General features: G+C 31.7%; 16 protein-coding genes. 6 read left to right on the forward strand and 10 right to left on the reverse strand.

The window, feature by feature from the left end; genetic code table 11:
• Positions 1-78: 78 nt before the first annotated feature.
• The 7 genes from EV195_RS05975 to EV195_RS06005 all read right to left on the reverse strand — a co-directional run bounded on the left by EV195_RS05975 (position 79) and on the right by EV195_RS06005 (position 5,939).
• A complete protein-coding gene (locus tag EV195_RS05975; RefSeq protein ID WP_165915691.1) occupies positions 79-693 on the reverse strand; it encodes a Crp/Fnr family transcriptional regulator in 615 nt (204 codons plus the stop codon).
• A gap of 24 nt (positions 694-717) precedes the next feature.
• Entirely contained in the window at positions 718-1,335 is a 618-nt protein-coding gene (locus EV195_RS05980; RefSeq protein WP_132793931.1) for a WbqC family protein, read from the reverse strand.
• Between the two features lie 4 nt (positions 1,336-1,339).
• Positions 1,340-2,911: a signal peptidase I gene (gene lepB / locus EV195_RS05985; RefSeq protein WP_132793933.1), complete on the reverse strand. Its 1,572-nt coding sequence runs from the start codon at positions 2,909-2,911 to the stop codon at positions 1,340-1,342.
• 71 nt (positions 2,912-2,982) lie between these two features.
• On the reverse strand, positions 2,983-3,684 hold the full coding sequence (gene dapB / locus EV195_RS05990) for a 4-hydroxy-tetrahydrodipicolinate reductase (RefSeq protein ID WP_132793935.1): 702 nt from the start codon (positions 3,682-3,684) through the stop codon (positions 2,983-2,985).
• 2 nt (positions 3,685-3,686) lie between these two features.
• The gene (locus tag EV195_RS05995; RefSeq protein WP_132793937.1) at positions 3,687-4,283 is read right to left on the reverse strand and encodes a DUF5683 domain-containing protein; all 597 of its coding nucleotides are present in this window, start codon (positions 4,281-4,283) and stop codon (positions 3,687-3,689) included.
• Entirely contained in the window at positions 4,284-5,174 is an 891-nt protein-coding gene (locus EV195_RS06000) for a ParB/RepB/Spo0J family partition protein (RefSeq protein ID WP_132793939.1), read from the reverse strand.
• A gap of 3 nt (positions 5,175-5,177) precedes the next feature.
• A complete protein-coding gene (locus EV195_RS06005; RefSeq protein WP_132793941.1) occupies positions 5,178-5,939 on the reverse strand; it encodes a ParA family protein in 762 nt (253 codons plus the stop codon).
• 292 nt (positions 5,940-6,231) lie between these two features.
• Between EV195_RS06005 and EV195_RS06010 the strand changes: the two genes are divergently transcribed.
• Positions 6,232-7,209, forward strand: a complete 978-nt coding sequence (locus EV195_RS06010; RefSeq protein WP_132793943.1) for a hypothetical protein — start codon at positions 6,232-6,234, stop codon at positions 7,207-7,209.
• 79 nt (positions 7,210-7,288) lie between these two features.
• Here the strand turns inward: EV195_RS06010 and dnaN are convergent, their stop codons facing one another.
• Positions 7,289-8,407 (reverse strand): DNA polymerase III subunit beta, encoded by a 1,119-nt coding sequence (gene dnaN, locus EV195_RS06015; protein WP_132793945.1) that lies wholly within the window; start codon positions 8,405-8,407, stop codon positions 7,289-7,291.
• 91 nt (positions 8,408-8,498) lie between these two features.
• Positions 8,499-9,449, reverse strand: coding sequence for a lipid A deacylase LpxR family protein (locus EV195_RS06020; protein ID WP_132793947.1), 951 nt, complete (start codon positions 9,447-9,449; stop codon positions 8,499-8,501).
• A 94-nt stretch (positions 9,450-9,543) separates the two neighbouring features.
• Here EV195_RS06020 and ppk2 (EV195_RS06025) point away from each other — a divergent pair, with 94 nt between their 5' ends.
• Positions 9,544-10,401: a polyphosphate kinase 2 gene (ppk2, locus tag EV195_RS06025; RefSeq protein WP_132793949.1), complete on the forward strand. Its 858-nt coding sequence runs from the start codon at positions 9,544-9,546 to the stop codon at positions 10,399-10,401.
• 2 nt (positions 10,402-10,403) lie between these two features.
• Positions 10,404-11,216: a polyphosphate kinase 2 gene (gene ppk2 / locus EV195_RS06030; protein WP_132793951.1), complete on the forward strand. Its 813-nt coding sequence runs from the start codon at positions 10,404-10,406 to the stop codon at positions 11,214-11,216.
• A gap of 11 nt (positions 11,217-11,227) precedes the next feature.
• On the opposite strand, the gene EV195_RS06035 is transcribed toward ppk2 (EV195_RS06030), so the two are convergent.
• Entirely contained in the window at positions 11,228-11,863 is a 636-nt protein-coding gene (locus EV195_RS06035; protein WP_132793953.1) for a low molecular weight phosphatase family protein, read from the reverse strand.
• A 103-nt stretch (positions 11,864-11,966) separates the two neighbouring features.
• Here EV195_RS06035 and EV195_RS06040 point away from each other — a divergent pair, with 103 nt between their 5' ends.
• The 3 genes from EV195_RS06040 to EV195_RS06050 form a co-directional block, all read left to right on the forward strand.
• Positions 11,967-12,509 carry a Smr/MutS family protein gene (locus tag EV195_RS06040; protein WP_132793955.1) on the forward strand — a complete coding sequence of 181 codons (543 nt, stop codon included), beginning with the start codon at positions 11,967-11,969 and terminating at the stop codon, positions 12,507-12,509.
• Positions 12,510-12,539: 30 nt separating this feature from the next.
• Positions 12,540-13,676, forward strand: a complete 1,137-nt coding sequence (locus EV195_RS06045; protein ID WP_132793957.1) for a cysteine desulfurase family protein — start codon at positions 12,540-12,542, stop codon at positions 13,674-13,676.
• A 519-nt stretch (positions 13,677-14,195) separates the two neighbouring features.
• Positions 14,196-17,485: PA14 domain-containing protein (locus EV195_RS06050; protein ID WP_207899769.1), on the forward strand; the 3,290-nt coding region annotated here is incomplete at its 3' end.

Below are 17,485 nucleotides of genomic sequence, written 5' to 3' on the forward strand. Positions count from 1 at the left end.
GGGAAACGAAATAGGGATATTTCACCAGCAAATTTAATAGGAATCCACTATTTCATTTATATACCTATGTTTATAAATTTATTCTGAGTACATTTTTTTACGAATTCTGCTTAACTGAACTGGAGTTATATTTAAATAACTAGCTATTTGATATTGAGGAATTAAGTTTTCAATTTGAGGAATTCTTTCCTTTAAAATTTTATAACGATCAGTTGCATCTAATAATGAAAGTCTATCTAATCTTTTTAAAACCTGCAATAAAATTGTTTGGTTAATTTTATTGTAAAGCAAGGAAATTTCATGATTAGAGGCGCTTAAATCGATAAAGTCTTTAAAATCTCCTTCTAACAAAGTACAGCTTGTTAAGCACTTGTAGTAGTCTTCAGGTGTTTTAGTGTCTAAATCGATGTGTGCTAGCTTTAAATCATTAATCTGATAAAACAAATCTGTAAAAGCGTAATTTTCTAGATGAATAGTTCTAATGTATTCACGGTCTTTTTGCGAATTCTTAGAAAAGGAGGCAACAATACCTTCAACAATTACATAGAACTTAGAAGTTCCTTTATTAATTAATACATCTCCAGTTTTGTACTTTTTTAGACGTACAATTTTTGAGAATAAGTCAATTGCATGATCAGATATATTGCTCATGTAAAAGCGAGAAAACTCGCTAATTAAAGCAGATTCCAACATAAGTTATAATCTTTAAGTTGCTAATTATAATAATTTTACGCTCTCCAAATAAGATATCGAATTCGGACCTTCCATGAATAAAAGATCTAAAATCGATAAATTAGAAATAAACCCATACTTGTCATCAAACATTTGGGTATAGCTGTCCATTTCTATTGATATATTACCATTTTTAGCAACTGAAAAATCCCTATAATCGTTTACTATTGGTGATAATTCGTATTCATTAGTTTTTGAAAATTCTTGATTAATTTGCAAAGCATCAGTAACAAATAAATACGTATCAATATTTAAGTCTACTAAATATACGTATTTTTTGTTAAATATTTTTGCAAGATCGTCTTCGAAGAATTCAAAGAAAGGAGATGACTGGTAAGCAGCTTTTAAAGATTTAAAGTGTTGGTCTTGCCATGGGAAGTCGTTTTCAACTAAGGTATCTTTAGTCTTTTTTCTTCCAGTAGTTTTATTATGTTTTACAGGAATGTTTAACGATAACTTTCCATTAGCTCCATATATGTAACATCTGTTTCTATAAGTTTGTTTTTGAAAATTATCTTCAAATTCAAAAATAACTTTATCAGAATTAGCTATAAATGCATACTGACTTATAGGAGAAAAATATGTTGGTATAAATAATCCCAAGGAATTATGCTTTTTTCTTTTTAGGTTTAAAAACAAAGAATAATATCAATGCAGCAGATAAAATTCCTAACCAAAAATATGATTTAGATTCTCCATTGGTAACTGTCATAAATATTCTATCCCAACGAATTTTTCCGGTTTCATTGTCAACACTAAACCATACCATAATCGGCTTACCAATTACGTGATCAAAAGGAACGTAACCCCATCTTCTTGCATCTAAAGAATTTTGGCGGTTATCTCCCATCATCCAGTAATAATCTTGCTTAAAAGTGTAACTATCGGCTTTTTTACCATTGATATAAATATCATCATTAACAAAAGTTAAGTCATTTTTTTCGTATTCTCTGATAATACGTTTATAAAAAGGAATGGTTTCCTTGGTTATAGAAACAGTAGCACCTTTTTTAGGAATGTAAATAGGACCAAAGTTATCAATATTCCATCGGTATAATGGGCTTTGCGGAAATAATTCAAGATCAGACTTATCTTTAGGATCTATTTTTTTAGTAACACTTTTTACAATAGGGTTTTTTGCTATTAAAGCAGCTTCTTCGTCAGTTAAATTTAAAAGGTATTTTCCATCTTGTGTAGTGTACGCTTCTTTAAAACGTACATTGTACCTCATTAAAGCAGCTTCACTAAATTTTTGACCTTCCGTATCAATTATATGATACCATTGTGGTTTCGCATTCGGAGGTAAAATAGAGCGCTCTCCGTTAATATAAATATATCCGTCTCTAATTTCTAAACTATCACCAGCTATACCAACACAACGTTTTACAAGGTTTAGTTTTTTGTCAATAGGTTTGTAATAAGACCTGTCTGGTGTTAATTTGTTCATATCGCGTAAGGTATCTGCAGGTTGACCAAATACTACGATATCGTTTCTTTTAATGCTAGTAAGTCCAGGAAGCCTCATATAAGGCAATTGAAATTTATTAGCGAAAGCATTCTCTCTGTTTTCGTAATCGTCGCTAAAAACATACGATTTAGACTTTACAAGTGGAATTGTATCATGAATCATTGGAAGAGCCACAGTAGACATAGGCACACGTGCTCCATAATGAAATTTGCTTACAAATAAGTAATCTCCAATTAATAAGGTTTTTTCTAAAGAAGAAGAAGGAATTACATAAGGTCTAATAAAGTAATTATGTACAATTGTAGCTGCAATAATGGCAAAAGCAATTGAGCTTACCCATTCACCAACTACTGTAGGAGCTTTCAATTCTCTATCTGGTCGATACTGAGCATCTGTAGCGTAATTTATGTAGGCGATATAAAATCCTAATGTTAGAATTGCTAAAAAAGTATCTTTGGTAGTTGTATAGCCAAAACTTCTACAAGTTTCAATCCATAGAACTGGAAACATAATTAAGTTTACAATCGGAATGAATAATAAAATTACCCACCATTTTGGTCTTTTAATTATTCCTAAAAGAACTATAGCATTATATACAGGTATAGCTGCTTCCCATGCTTTTCTTCCTGCTTTTTCGTATAATTTCCATGTTCCTAAGAAGTGAATAAATTGGACTGTTAAGAATAAAATAAACCAACCCGTAAATGACATAATTTTTAGTTTTGTTTTATAAAATCGATAAGACGCTCATAGCTCTTACTTGTTATCAATATATTTTTCTTTTAACCTATGTTTAACACATCTCTCATAGAGTAAACTCCTTCTTTTCCTATAAGCCACTCAGCTGCAACTACAGCACCTAAAGCAAACCCTTTTCGGTTATGTGCAGTGTGTTTTATTTCAATAGCATCTACTTCTGAGTTATAGTTTATAGTATGTGTTCCAGGTACATCTGGCGTACGAACTGCTTTTATAGGAATACTTTTCTCTGTAATTTCACCATCCAATTCCCATGCTTCTTTTTCTGAATTTTCAATAATTCCTTCTGCTAGAGTAATAGCTGTTCCACTTGGTGCATCTAGTTTTTTTGTGTGATGAATTTCTTCAATTTCTATTGAATATTGTTCTTGAGATTTCATCATTTCTGCTAATTTTTCATTTAAAGCAAAGAAAATATTTACACCTAAACTAAAGTTAGAAGCATATATAAAAGCCCCTTTTTTTTCTTTACAAAGTGCTACTGCATTATCATAATTAGCTAACCATCCTGTAGTTCCTGAAACAACTGGAACTTGATGATTAATACATGTTGTAATATTGTTGAAAGCAGAGCTAGGTACACTAAAATCAATAGCAACATCTGCTAGAGTTATATCATAATCTTCTTCACCGTTAGACTTAATCACAATTTCGTGTCCACGTTCAAGGGCAATTTTTTCAATTTCTTTACCCATTCTACCATAACCTAATAAGGCTAATTTCATAATTAAAAAGAATATTTTAGGGTTAAACCCAGTTTGTGAGTGTTTTCTTCGTTGTAATTGATATTTGGCATAGCAGAAGGAGTGAGTGTAAGACTATCGGTACTGTCAAACTGAATCAAATGAGCAGTTACACTAGCTTCAACTATTTGTAATACGTAAATAAGTACCGTTGTAAGTAAGGATAAATCTCTGTTCTGACGTAGTTGTTTTTGAGCACTTTCTAAACCAGCATCTGAAATAAGAGGAACTCCGTTAACATCAGAAAATTCATCTGGTAACCCAGCTTTTCTTCTTCTAAAAGCCGTTCTAAAACGTTGATATTCGTTGTTATTATCTATGTAAAAGTAAATACTCGTCGCCATACCTCCATAAATTAAAGGTAATTGCCACCAATATCGGTTGTTGTAAATTTGACCTGCTCCAGGAAAGATAGCGGAATAAAAAGCCGCCCTTGATGGATTTAATGGATCGTATTCAGGTTGCTGGATTTGTGTGTATTGAAGCGATCTTGTCTCTGTTTTTGTAGTATCTTTAGTTTGACTATAAGCAGCTAACGTACAAAAAAAGATAAAAGCAAATATGTAAATTGAGTTCTTCAATTACTTCAATAATTTTTTAATTCTATTAAAATCTTCGATTGAATCAAAAGGAATAGAAATTTTACCTTTTCCTTTGTTATTTACAGAAACATCAATTTTCGCGCTAAAGAAATCAGTGAAGTTTTTTAAACTACTTGATATTTCACTAGGTAACGCATTCTTTTTAGCTTCTGGTTTTTTGGTAACTCCAGATTTTAAAACTCTAACTAAATCCTCAGTTTGTCTTACAGATAATTTGTCACGAAGAATTTTTTCATAAACATCTATCTGGTCTTTTTCGCTTTCAATATTAATTAAGGCTCTACCATGTCCCATAGAAATAAATCCATCTCTCATTCCTGTTTGAATGATTGGATCTAATTTTAATAATCGTAAATAATTTGTAACGGTAGAACGCTTTTTTCCAACTCTTACACTTAATTGCTCTTGTGTAAGTTTAATTTCATCAATCAAACGTTGATAAGATAAAGCAACTTCAATTGGATCAAGATTTTTACGCTGAATATTTTCAACTAATGCCATTTCAAGCATTTCCTGATCATTTGCTATACGAATGTATGCAGGTATGGTATCGTTTCCAATTAATTTTGAAGCTCTAAATCTTCTTTCTCCAGAAACTAATTGAAATTTATCTTCAGATAATTTTCTAACAGTTATAGGCTGAATTACACCTAATTCTTTTATAGAAGCTGCTAGTTCATTTAAAGCTTCTTCATCGAAGTAAGTTCTTGGTTGAAAAGGATTTACTTCAATTAACTTTAAATCGATTTCAATAATACTTCCAACAACTTTATCAGCATTTTTATCAGATGCTGAATTTACTTCTGCAGTTTCTTTTAACAAAGCAGATAATCCTCTTCCTAAAGCTTGCTTCCTAGTTGCTTTTGCCATGTTTTAATTCTTGTTTATAATTTCATTTGCTAAGTTAATATAATTAACCGCGCCTTTACTTGTTGCATCATATGAAATGATGCTTTCTCCGTAACTTGGAGCTTCGCTTAAACGAATATTTCTGTGTACAATTGTTTCAAAAACCATTGAGCTGAAGTGTTTTCTAACTTCATCAACAACTTGATTTGATAAACGTAAACGAGCATCGTACATTGTTAACAATAAACCTTCTATTTCAAGATCTTTGTTATGTATTTTTTGAACGCTTTTTATAGTGTTAAGTAACTTTCCTAAACCTTCTAAAGCAAAATATTCACATTGAATTGGAATAATTACCGAATTAGAAGCAACTAAAGAGTTTAATGTAATTAAACCTAAAGATGGAGCACAATCAATTAGAATGTAATCGTAATCATCAGCTAATTCATTCAATGCTTTTTTTAGCATGTATTCACGCTCAATTTTGTCAACTAATTCAATTTCAATAGCTACCAAGTCAATATGAGCAGGTATTAAATCAACATTTGGAGAATCGGTTTTAATAATAGTGTCTTTAGCACTAGCTGTGTGTTCTAAAACCTGATATGTACCAAGTTCGATACTTTCAACATCAATTCCTAATCCAGAAGTGGCATTTGCCTGGGGATCAGCATCAATTAATAGTACTTTTTTTTCAAGAACTCCTAAGGCAGCTGCTAAGTTTACTGATGTAGTAGTTTTACCAACTCCTCCTTTTTGATTTGCTATTGCAATAATTTTGCCCATACTGTTTTTTGTATTTACAGAACGTAAAAATACAATTATTTATGACTTATTAAAGTTTAAAATATTAACAAAAAAAGTTAAAGGTTAATGTAAAATTGTTACCTGTTTTTTTATGAGGTTTTTTCCTAGTGCTAATATAGTGGTTATCATGAAAGGTAAAATTGGTGGTTGGTATAAGTTTGCCATGTTGTTTTTATAAAGACACTTAAAAGAATTGATCAATCTTAACCAACGCGGAAACCGAAAAGCGAATGAGTAGGTACATTTTAAAAACTATTTAATTTTAACTATTATGAAAAAAATTTTAATGCTACTTATAATAGCCTCACTAGCTATTAGTTGTAAAGAGGAAGAAATTATTTCTGAAGCTCCCGAAGAAACAATAGAGATAATAAAAAGAAAAGAAGGAAAAGCAATTCTTCATTTTGATAACATTGATGAACTTCAAATGTTTATAAAAGAAAGAGTTAATGCTGATGTTGATTATTTAGAAGAAGCAAGACAATTTTCAAAAGAAGGACGTTACAATCCGTTATTATTAGTGTATAATTTAGAATCAAATGAAGCTGAAAGTTTAGGTATTGATGAGAAATCGATTCCAACTGTAGCATCTGACGATGATATGTTATTATTAATGTTAAATGAGGAAGGAGAGATATGGATTGAGGATAAAATCTTTAGAATTGATGAAGAGTTTGTTTACACTTATACAGCATCGGATGGATCGGGTGATATCAATAATTTTATTGAGCAATATAATGCTGGTAAATTAGAAATTCAACCAGGAAAGACTATTGAGTTCAGTAAATCTTTAACTGTTTTTATGCATGAAAATGGTAAAGATCAAAATAATTACGTTGAAAGATCACAAACGAATTACCAATATTTTAGTAGTAATTATAGAATGAAAGCTAGACAGTTTGATGGTTTTTGGGGATTTTATAGTTCAATCGGCTCTAGCACGAAAGTTGAGAAACGTAAAAAGTTTTTATGGTGGACTTCATGGAACACTGTTAAAACAGATAATAGATTAGAGTATGATATGTCTTATGAAGTTAGAGCTACTCCAGGATTTCCTCCTGTAAACTTTGTAGCTACTGCTTCTGGTTCTAGATATTGTAACTGTAACAACGCACAAAGAACTTATGCGTGGTCGGTTGGGTTTCCTTGGGCTCCTGAAAGATATATCCCTTTAGAGGGTGAGTCTAGACATTGGGCGCATTGGTATACAACAAATCCAAATACCGTTTCGGTAACATTACAGTACTAATTAGATTGTATTTGAATTAATAAAAAAGTCCTGAGAATTTCTCAGGACTTTCTTTTTTATGTTTTAAAACAGATTGAAACTATCCATTTAACATTACTGGCATTACTAACATGGTAATGTGTTCTCCATCTTCTGTTCCATCAATTGGAGTTAAAATTCCAGCTCTATTAGGTAAGCTCATTTCTAATTGAACATCATTAGCATTCAAATTATTTAACATTTCACTTAAGAAACGAGAGTTAAAACCTATTTGCATGTCATCACCTTGGTAATCACAGCTTAAACGTTCGTCGGCTTTGTTTGCGTAATCTAAATCTTCAGCAGAAATGTTTAATTCAGTTCCTGCCATTTTTAAACGTATTTGATGTGTTGTTTTACTTGAGAAAATAGAAACACGACGAACAGAGTTTAAGAAAGAAGCTCTATCTACTGTAAGTTTATTTGGATTTTCTTTAGGAATTACCGCTTCATAATTAGGGTACTTTCCGTCAATTAATCGACAAACTAAAACTACATTATCAAACGTAAATTTAGCATTTGTATCATTGTACTCTACTAATACATTTTCATCAGCGCCTCCTAAAATACCTTTTAATAAGTTTAAAGGTTTTTTAGGCATGATGAATTCTGCAGACTTATCTGCAGATACATCTTTTCTTGTATACTTAACTAGCTTATGAGCATCAGTAGCTACAAAAGTTAATTCTTTCGAGTTAAACTGGAAAAACACTCCACTCATTACTGGTCTCAAATCATCGTTTCCTGCTGCAAAAATTGTTTTGGCAATTGCAGTAGCTAGGACATGAGCAGGAATTTCTGTACTTGTTGGAGATGGTAACTCAATAGCTTTTGGGAATTCTTCTCCGCTATAAAAAGCCATATCATATTTTCCTTGTTCAGAACTTATTTCTATAGTGTTTTCACCTTGTGTTTTAAAAGTTAAAGGCTGGTCTGGGAAGGTTTTTAATGTGTCTAATAATAAACGAGCATTAATAGCTATTGATCCAGAATCAGTACTTTCTACATCGATAACTGCACTCATGGTAGTTTCTAAATCAGAAGCAGATGCAGTTAGTTGGTTTTCAGATAATTCAAATAAGAAGTTATCTAAAATTGGCAATGTATTATTACTATTAATTACTCCACCTAAAACTTGTAATTGTTTTAACAGATGTGAGCTAGATACAATAAATTTCATTATTTCTTTGTAAAGTAGTTTGATGTACAAAGATATTCTATTCCATTAATTTTTAAAATTAATTTATCAACACTTTTTATTTTATTGTTGATTAGTTGAATAGATAGTTAATTTGAATGCCTCCGTAAAGATTTCCATTAGGAACTCTTGTGCTTTCTAATTTTTTGGTATGATGTACAATCATATATTTAAAATTGAATCGATTTGCAGTAAACCAAAACCCTATTTCTGTTGTTAAAACGAAAGGTCTTAATTGATAAGTAACAGGGTTGTTTTCAGTTAGAAAGCTTCCCTGAATGGTTGCGTCATATATTGCTAAACGTACCATTGGGTTAATGTAAAAGAAGGTTTCTACTTCGTTGTTAAATTCTGAATCTTTATGGTTTAGATTACTATTAAAACCTATAGAATTAGCAACGTGTTGCAGTTTTTTAGTGCCAATTCTACTAAATAGTCCTGTTGAAATGTCTGTAAAAACGAAACCAATATTTGCTGAATTTTTCCAGTTTAGATCAAAAAAGTTATGTTCCTTCATAAGCGGTTGAAGGTATTCTACACTGAAATTTAAAGCAAAAGCATCTTTAATTTGATACTTCCATCCATCAGCATCATTAAATCCATAGATGCTATGCACAAAATTCATAGATTCTTCTCCGTAAGCAGATGGACCGATTACTCCAATTTCGCCAGACAAAGAAAAATAAGAATTGTTTTTGTAGAATTTTTTAAAGCCTGCTCCTGCATACAAGTAACCCGCAAAAGGTCTGTCGTGTTCAGATATATCTCGAACATTCGCTTTAAAAGGTGAATACAATTTCTGACCTAATTCAAACGAATAGATTTTTTTTACCAGATTTTCTGTTAAAGTATTGCTTGCGAAGCTGTAAGATAAGAAAGTTCCATTAGTGTAATATCGGTCTTGAGTAGTTGATATATATAAATCATTATCATTAGCAATGCTAAAAACGCTTCTGTATTTTACTTGAGAAAAGCTTGTTGCAGAAAAACTTACAAGTAAAAACATTAAAATAATTTTTTTCATAAAGAAATATGTTCCGCAATAAAGGTAATGAATTAATAAAAAATTGCTTTAAATCTTCTTAAGAATTTATACTTTAGTAAAAGATTACAGTAGTATGGAAAATAAGCCAAAGTTATCGGTAGAAGATTTTGAAAGAGTAAATAGTAACGAAGAATTGTTAGCTTTAATTTCTGAGAAAAACATACCTTTTCGTAGTGTTGAAAAAGAACTTTTTTATACTGAGGAATTAAGGTTGCTACAAATTGAGTTGGTAAAATTACAACAATGGATAGCAAAAAATAATAAACGAGTTGCTGTTATTTTTGAAGGAAGAGATGCCGCAGGTAAAGGCGGTAATATAAGAAGGTTTATGGAACACTTAAACCCTAGATCTTCTCGTTTAGTTGCGTTAAATAAACCAACAGAAGTTGAAAGAGGGCAGTGGTATTTTCAGCGATATATAAAAGAGCTGCCAAATCCGGGAGAGATTGTTTTTTTTGATAGAAGCTGGTATAATAGAGCTGTGGTTGAGCCTGTAATGGGATTTTGTACAGACGCACAATATAGAAAGTTTTTGGTGCAGGTTCCAGAATTTGAACATATGTTGTATGAAGATGGAGTTGTTGTAATTAAATTTTGGCTTTCAATTACAAAAAGCGAACAGTTGAAAAGGTTTGATGCTCGAATGGATAATCCTTTAAAACACTGGAAGTTTAGTCCTGTAGATAAAAAAGGACAAGAGCTTTGGGATAAATACACCTTTTATAAAGAAGAGATGTTTACCAATACACATACAACGTATTGTCCTTGGACTATTATTAGGACCAATAAGAAAAAGGTTGCTCGTTTAGAAGCTATAAGACATGTGTTGTCGAAATTTGATTATGAAGGTAAGGAAGAGGCGTTAACTAATTTAAACCCTGACCCGAATGTAGTAATGAGGTATTACAGGTCTGTAATTCAAAATGATTAAAAATGGAAGAAGAAAATAAAACAAGGAAGAAAAAATTTGTTTTAACAGAAGAAGCTGTTGAGAAATTAAATACTAAAAAAGGATTTATGTCAATTCTTTTAAGAGAGCCTTATAATGTAGAACGTGCTTTGCGTTATGTTAATTATTTGGATCGATTAGAGGAATTGCAGGTAGAGTTAATCCGATTGCAAACTTGGGCAATTAAGAATGGTGAAAGAATTATTATACTATTTGAAGGAAGAGATGCTGCTGGAAAAGGAGGAGCTATAAGAAGAATTACAGAACGTATAAATCCTCGTTTCATGAAAATTGTAGCGTTGCCTAAACCAACTGAAGATCAGGAAACTCAGTGGTATTTTCAACGTTATGTAGAGCAATTTCCAAAAGCTGGGGAAATAATGTTGTTAGATAGAAGTTGGTATAATAGAGCTGTTGTTGAGCCTGTAAATGGATTTTGTACTGAAGAGCAATACAATATATTTATGAAGCAGGTAAACGGTTTTGAAAAAATGATCTTACAATCTGGAATTAGATTGGTGAAAATTTATATGTCAATTTCAAAAAAAGAGCAGCAAAAAAGATTTGATGATATAAAAAACGATCCTTTAAAGCAATGGAAAATGACTCCTGTCGATGAAAGGGCTCAAGATTTATGGGATAATTATACTGTATATAAAAAGAAAATGTTTAAGAAAACAAATACAGAATTATCTCCCTGGAAAATCATCAAAGCAAATAGAAAAACAGAAGCTAGAATTGCTTGTATAGAGCACATACTAGAAAGTATTCCGTATGATAAAACAACTAAAATTTAGTTGAAATATTATTACTTTTCTTTTGATTTTTTAACTTCTTCAAAAACAAAAAATAATTCACCTGCAATTTGTTTGCTAGTTTCTAGGTATTTTTCGTTCTGATTTTCAGTGTTGTCTGCTTCTTTGGGGTCAATATACGGCAAATGAAAACGTTCAATTGCATCGGGTATAAAAGGACAATTTTGGTCTGCACTATTACAAGTGGTAATAGCTATATAAGGGTATGAATTATGCGGATTATCATACGTTTTAGAAAATCCTAAGATTGATTTTTTTGTACCGTGAAATGTTATTAAATATCTTGGATTTTGATGTGAAAAATCATCAACGTTAAATTCAAAACCATTTTTTTGTAGGCACTTAACAGTGTTTCTGTGGAAAGCTGTTACTTCAGTTCCTCCTGAAAATGAAAAAATTGAATCTAATGAAAAATAAGTACTAGCATAAAAAGACCATACCTGAGCCATCTGACTTCTACGGGAGTTGTGAGTGCATATAAAGTTCAAGTTAATCTTATCTCTGTCTTCTAATTCATCTACAATTTTAGTCGCTATAGAAAGTAATAATTTTTTTCTTTCTTCAGAAAGTGTTAATTCTTCTCTAGCTGATTCAAAAAAATCTCTTGTAGTACTAGTGGTTTTAATCATTATTTATTATTCTTTTACCGGGGGTTAATGTATTTTTGTACATCAATTGTAACTGCAAAATTAAGAAAGATAACAGGATTTTATTTTTAAGTTAAAGTTAAGTATGTGTTTAGAAATCGGTAATAAAGTTGCTGTTTTAGATGATGTTATTGAAGGAATCGTAACGAAAATCATAAAAAATAAAATTTTGGTCAAGACCAATGATGGAATGGAGATGTGGTTCACAGATTCAGAATTGGTTAAGATAGAAGTTAGCCAGAGTGATTTGTTAAAATCAGTATCTGTGGATAGTTCTTTGTTAAAGGAGAAAGTGAAAGAATTTCCAAAAAAACAGAATTCATTGTTTAAAAAAGCAAAAAATGAAGTAGTTATGGAGGTGGATTTGCATATCGAAAAACTGGTGAAATCGAAAAAAGGAATGGATAATTATGATATACTAACTATTCAAATTGAAACGGCTAAAAGGAAAATTGAATATTGTATTCAAAAAAGAATTTCTAAAATTATATTTATCCATGGAGTTGGAGAAGGTGTTCTAAAAACAGAATTACATTTTTTGTTGAATAACTATAATGTAAAATATTATGATGCGTCTTATCAAAAATATGGATTAGGAGCTACCGAGGTGTATATTTTTCAGAACTAGTAAAATTGTATTTTTGCGTAAATTTTTAATATGAAACAGGTTTATTTTGATAATGCTGCCACAACTTTCATGTATGAAGAAGTAATTGATGTTATGATGGATAGCATGAAGAATAATTTTGGAAATCCTTCATCTACGCATCAATTTGGAAGAAAAGCCAAGGTGGCTTTGGAGACTTCTCGTAAGAGTATTGCAAAGTCAATAGGAGCAAATTCATCTGAAATTATTTTTACTTCAAGTGGTACCGAGGGAAACAACTTAGTGCTAAATAATGCTGTTAAATATTTGGGGGTTAAGGTGATAATTACTTCTAAAATAGAGCATCATGCTGTGTTAAATGTAGTTGAAAATCTAGCTAAGGAATATGGTGTATTGGTTAGATATGTTGAGTTGGATGAATTGGGAGGGATGGATTTAAATAGTCTTAATAAGCTTTTAAAAGATTCTGATGAAAAAACATTAGTTAGCTTAATGATGGTAAATAATGAAATTGGAAATATTTTACCTTATAAAGAAGTTGCCAGTTTATGTGATGAGTACAAAGCATTGTTTCATACAGATGCTGTTCAGGCAGTAGGTCATTTACCCATTGATTTAAAAAATGTTTCAATCGATTTTTTAGTGGCAAGTGCTCATAAATTTCATGGATCAAAAGGGATTGGTTTTGTTTATTTTGATAAAAAGCATGTTATCAAACCTATGATTTTAGGAGGTAATCAAGAAAAAGGTATACGTTCAAGTACTGAAAATATTCATGCTATTGTAGGAATGGCGAAAGCATTAGAGATTTCTATTGGTATAATGATTCAGAGTTCTGAACATATTTTGGGGATTAAGAAATATATGTGTGAACAACTCAAAGAAGTGTTTCCTGATGTCAAATTTAATGGGTATTCTTCTTCTGTAGATAAAGGTATTCCTAAAATCCTGAATGTTCGTTTTCCTAAGCAAGATAAAATGCTACTTTTTAATTTAGACTTAAAAGGTGTGGCTGCCTCAAGTGGGAGTGCTTGTCAAAGTGGAGGGAGTAAAGTTTCTCATGTGTTAAAAGAATTTTTAACAGAGGAAGAATTAATGAAAACTTCAATTCGTTTTTCGTTCAGTAGTTTTTCAACAAAAGAAGAAGTTGATTGCTTTATTGATGTGATAAGACTATTTAAAAATTAATTTTTTGTTCTAAAAATCAAATACCTTAAAATAAGGTGTTTTTAGTGGTTTTATTGTTTGTTTAATGTAATAACATGGCTGTTTGTATTTCTTCGCTTAAAAAGCATTTACCTCTCTCTTTTGTATAGATTTTTATTATCAAAAACTTAGTAAGCTATAATTTAAACTAATTTTTGTTTTTTTTATTTGTAAAACGTGACTTTAATTATTTTATTGTGTCAAAAGATTGTGCGTTGAATTAAATGTTTTTATTACATATATATTATTTTAATGTATTAAATAAAAATATTTTTTATATTTGCGCAAGTTACGTTCCCCCGTTGTCAGTAAGTTGAAATGATTTGCTGAGATGGGTCTTAAACCTTTTAAATGTCTGAGACGGAGGGAAGTAATTAATTCACTTGTAACTCTTCATGTTTTTAGTATAAAAGATTTCCATCTTAACAATTTATCTTATTTTGATTTTTTGACAACAAGTAACAGAATGTTTATGTAAGTTTTCAAATAGAAGTTGTCAACATGAGGAACTTTTACCCTTTAAAATCCCTTAAAGTAAAATTAGTATTTGCTTTATTTTTCTTAGTGTCTATTGTTCAGATTAATGCCCAAGTTAGGATATCTGATCCAGATCAGAATGTTTCAGGAACAATAACTTTTACTGACTCAGGAGGAACAGGTGGTAATTATTTAGATAATGAAAATCACGCTATTACCTTGTCTTCTACTACAGGAGGTCCCCTTATAGTGGATTTCAGTTCGTTTTCAGTTGAAGGTTTTGGAGGAGGTGGTTGCTTTGATTTATTATCAATTTATGATGGAAATAGTACAGCCGGAACATTATTAGCACAATATTGTGATGATTTCCCGCCTTCTGGTTTCATAAGTTCAATTGGTACACAGTTACATTTTGTCTTTACATCTGATATCAGTGTTACTCAAGCTGGTTGGATAGCAACTATTTATCCTTCACCAGCTGATACAACTTTTCCTAATACTGATAGTGATGCTCTAGACAACTCTGTTGATGCAGATGATGATAACGATGGTATTATAGATTCAATTGAATTAGGTACTTGTGCAGGATCAGGAACAAGTGTAGATTGGAGTACTTACTACACATCAGGAAATTCTTCAGGAGGGACCATTTTAACAAATGGTCAAGATCCATTAACTAGTCCAGTATTAACATCTACAAATGGTGTAACTATTACACTACAGAGAGAAGTAACTACAGCTTTTGCAAATCAACAATATAGAATTAATGATTTTTATGGAGGTGTGGGTTCTGGAATATACACGTTATTACAGAGTTCTTTAACTCCTGGTTTAGGAGAGTCTAGACATACATTTACTTTTGATCAGCCTGTATATGATTTAGCATTTACAATATTTGATGTTGATACAGGTCCAAACTTTATCGATAGTATTGATATAATTTTTACACTAGCTGATGGGTCTACTCATACTTTAGCAGCATCAGAATATACAGCTGGAGGTCAAACTGTAACAGGGAATAATGTAGTAGGAACAGGTACAGATGTTAATTTTGTTATCAATGGTATACAAGAATGGGTTATAAAGTTAGAGTTACGATATAGAAATATAGGAACTTCACCAAGTGCTAATCAAGGATTAGCTTTAGGTGATTTTACATTTTGCACAGCTCAAGATACAGATGGAGATGGTACTCCAGATTACTTAGATGCTGATTCGGATAATGATGGATGTTTTGATGCTTTGGAAGGAGCAGGATCAATAACAACTGCACAAGTAGACGGTTCTGGAAGAATTACTGGAGGTCAAGATGGAAATGGAATTCCAACATTAGCTGGTTCTGGTCAAGCAATAGGAACTTCTACAGATTATAATTCTAGAGATGCGCAATGTGATGATGATGGTGATGGAGTACCAAATGGAACAGATGCTTGTCCTGGTTATGATGATACAGCAGATCAAGATGGTGACGGTGTTCCTGATCGATGTGATTTAGATAATGATAATGATGGTATTACAGATGCAACAGAAGGTTTAAATTGTTCTTCTGGAGCTATAAATTCAGGAACAAGTGGTGATTTTCTTGGTGCTGGACAAATCAATGATATTTATACTCAAGATGGAGTTAATCTCGATTTAACAACCACAGTTACAGGGGCTACATTAACGCAATTACAAACAGAAGGAACTACTGGTATTAGAGTACAAGGAACTAGCGTTGATGATGGGGCTGGAGATTCAATAGTTTACACGTTTACTTTAAGTGAACCAGTAGCAAATGTGGAGTTTAGATGGGCAGGAATAGATGCTGGAGATAAAGTAACGATAGTATCATCAGGCCCTGCGGGTTCTAATAATGTGTTTATTGGAGATTTAACGGATCCAATTTCTACTGTACCAAATACTGGGTATGATGGAACTAATATAGGAGACCCAAATCCTAATGGATTACTCTTTGAAATAACAGGTAATAATTCTACTTCAGCTACAATAACTTCATTTATTAATGGAGGAGATGCTACCAGAAGTTATTCTAATGTGATAATAACGGGATTTGTATCTTCTTTCCAAATTACTACTAGTAAAGAAAGACAAGATAATAATGTAGCCAATAATGGTGCTGTAACTTTTGTATTTGATAATTTAGAATTTTGTACATATGATGATACAGATGCAGATGGCGCTCCTAACCATTTGGATTTAGATTCTGATAACGATGGATGTTTCGATTCTTTAGAAGGAGGAGCGAATATTTTAGCGTCTCAGATTAACGGTTCAGGTGTAATTAATGGTGCTGTTGATGGAAATGGTATTCCAACTTTAGCTTCAGGAGGGCAAACAATTGGGACTGCAATTGATAATACAGCTACCGATGATCAGTGTGATGATGATAATGATGGTGTTTTAAATGGAAGTGATGTTTGTAATGGAGCAGATGATTCAGTTGATGCAGACGGAGACGGTGTACCTGATCCTTGTGATTTAGATGATGATAATGATGGTATTCTAGATACTACAGAATTAAATTGTTCAGGAGTAATTTCATATGAATATTACGATGGAACTCCTGCTGGAAATACAGTTGATAATATTCCAACAACCGGAGCTAATGCTACAGGAACTTTTGCTTCTCTTGATGTTGACGCTATAATTACTTCTTTAGGAGCAACAAATGATACTTACGGTTTTAGATTTACTGGATATTTTAATATAGCAACAGAAGGTAATTATAATTTCTACCTTTCTTCAGATGATGGATCTAAATTATTTATAGATGATGTAGAAGTTATTGATAATGATGGTCTTCATGGGGTTGTCACTGTGTCTGGGAGTAAATATTTATCTCCTGGTTTACATAAGTTTGTAATTACATTTTTTGAGAATTTTGGTGCAGAATCTGTTACTTTGGAATATGAACTTCCTGGTACTATAACTAGACAGAATATTCCTTTTGCAAGTATGTTCTGTGCTTTAGATACTGATGGAGATGGTACACCAAACCATTTAGATGGAGACTCAGATGGAGATGGTTGTTCTGATGCAAATGAACAATATAATGATAGAAATGCAGATGGAGGAGACGGAGATCAATTCGGAACTACAGATCCAGCAACGGTTGATGCAAATGGACAGGTTACAGAAACGGGTGTTGACTATGGCTTAGCATTAAATTCTAATGTTACGGATAATTCTGCTGATTTATGTGGTACACCAGTAGCGAATGATGATACGGCTACAGTTGCTGAGGATGGCAATGTAAGTATTACGGTAAGCACTAATGATGATATTGGTGGTGATGGTGGAGATGGAGAGGA

The organism is Tenacibaculum skagerrakense, assembly GCF_004345825.1.
Taxonomy (GTDB): Bacteria; Bacteroidota; Bacteroidia; order Flavobacteriales; family Flavobacteriaceae; genus Polaribacter; species Polaribacter skagerrakensis.

Coding starts and splice junctions, on each gene's coding strand:
- ppk2 (WP_132793951.1), top strand. CDS start 10,404: ATGGAAGAAGAAAATAAAACAAGGAAGAAAAAATTTGTTTTAACAGAA.
- EV195_RS06020 (WP_132793947.1), bottom strand. CDS start 9,449: ATGAAAAAAATTATTTTAATGTTTTTACTTGTAAGTTTTTCTGCAACA.
- dnaN (WP_132793945.1), bottom strand. CDS start 8,407: ATGAAATTTATTGTATCTAGCTCACATCTGTTAAAACAATTACAAGTT.
- EV195_RS06035 (WP_132793953.1), bottom strand. CDS start 11,863: ATGATTAAAACCACTAGTACTACAAGAGATTTTTTTGAATCAGCTAGA.
- EV195_RS06005 (WP_132793941.1), bottom strand. CDS start 5,939: ATGGGCAAAATTATTGCAATAGCAAATCAAAAAGGAGGAGTTGGTAAA.
- EV195_RS06040 (WP_132793955.1), top strand. CDS start 11,967: ATGTGTTTAGAAATCGGTAATAAAGTTGCTGTTTTAGATGATGTTATT.
- lepB (WP_132793933.1), bottom strand. CDS start 2,911: ATGTCATTTACGGGTTGGTTTATTTTATTCTTAACAGTCCAATTTATT.
- ppk2 (WP_132793949.1), top strand. CDS start 9,544: ATGGAAAATAAGCCAAAGTTATCGGTAGAAGATTTTGAAAGAGTAAAT.
- EV195_RS06010 (WP_132793943.1), top strand. CDS start 6,232: ATGAAAAAAATTTTAATGCTACTTATAATAGCCTCACTAGCTATTAGT.
- EV195_RS05975 (WP_165915691.1), bottom strand. CDS start 693: ATGTTGGAATCTGCTTTAATTAGCGAGTTTTCTCGCTTTTACATGAGC.
- EV195_RS06000 (WP_132793939.1), bottom strand. CDS start 5,174: ATGGCAAAAGCAACTAGGAAGCAAGCTTTAGGAAGAGGATTATCTGCT.
- dapB (WP_132793935.1), bottom strand. CDS start 3,684: ATGAAATTAGCCTTATTAGGTTATGGTAGAATGGGTAAAGAAATTGAA.
- EV195_RS06045 (WP_132793957.1), top strand. CDS start 12,540: ATGAAACAGGTTTATTTTGATAATGCTGCCACAACTTTCATGTATGAA.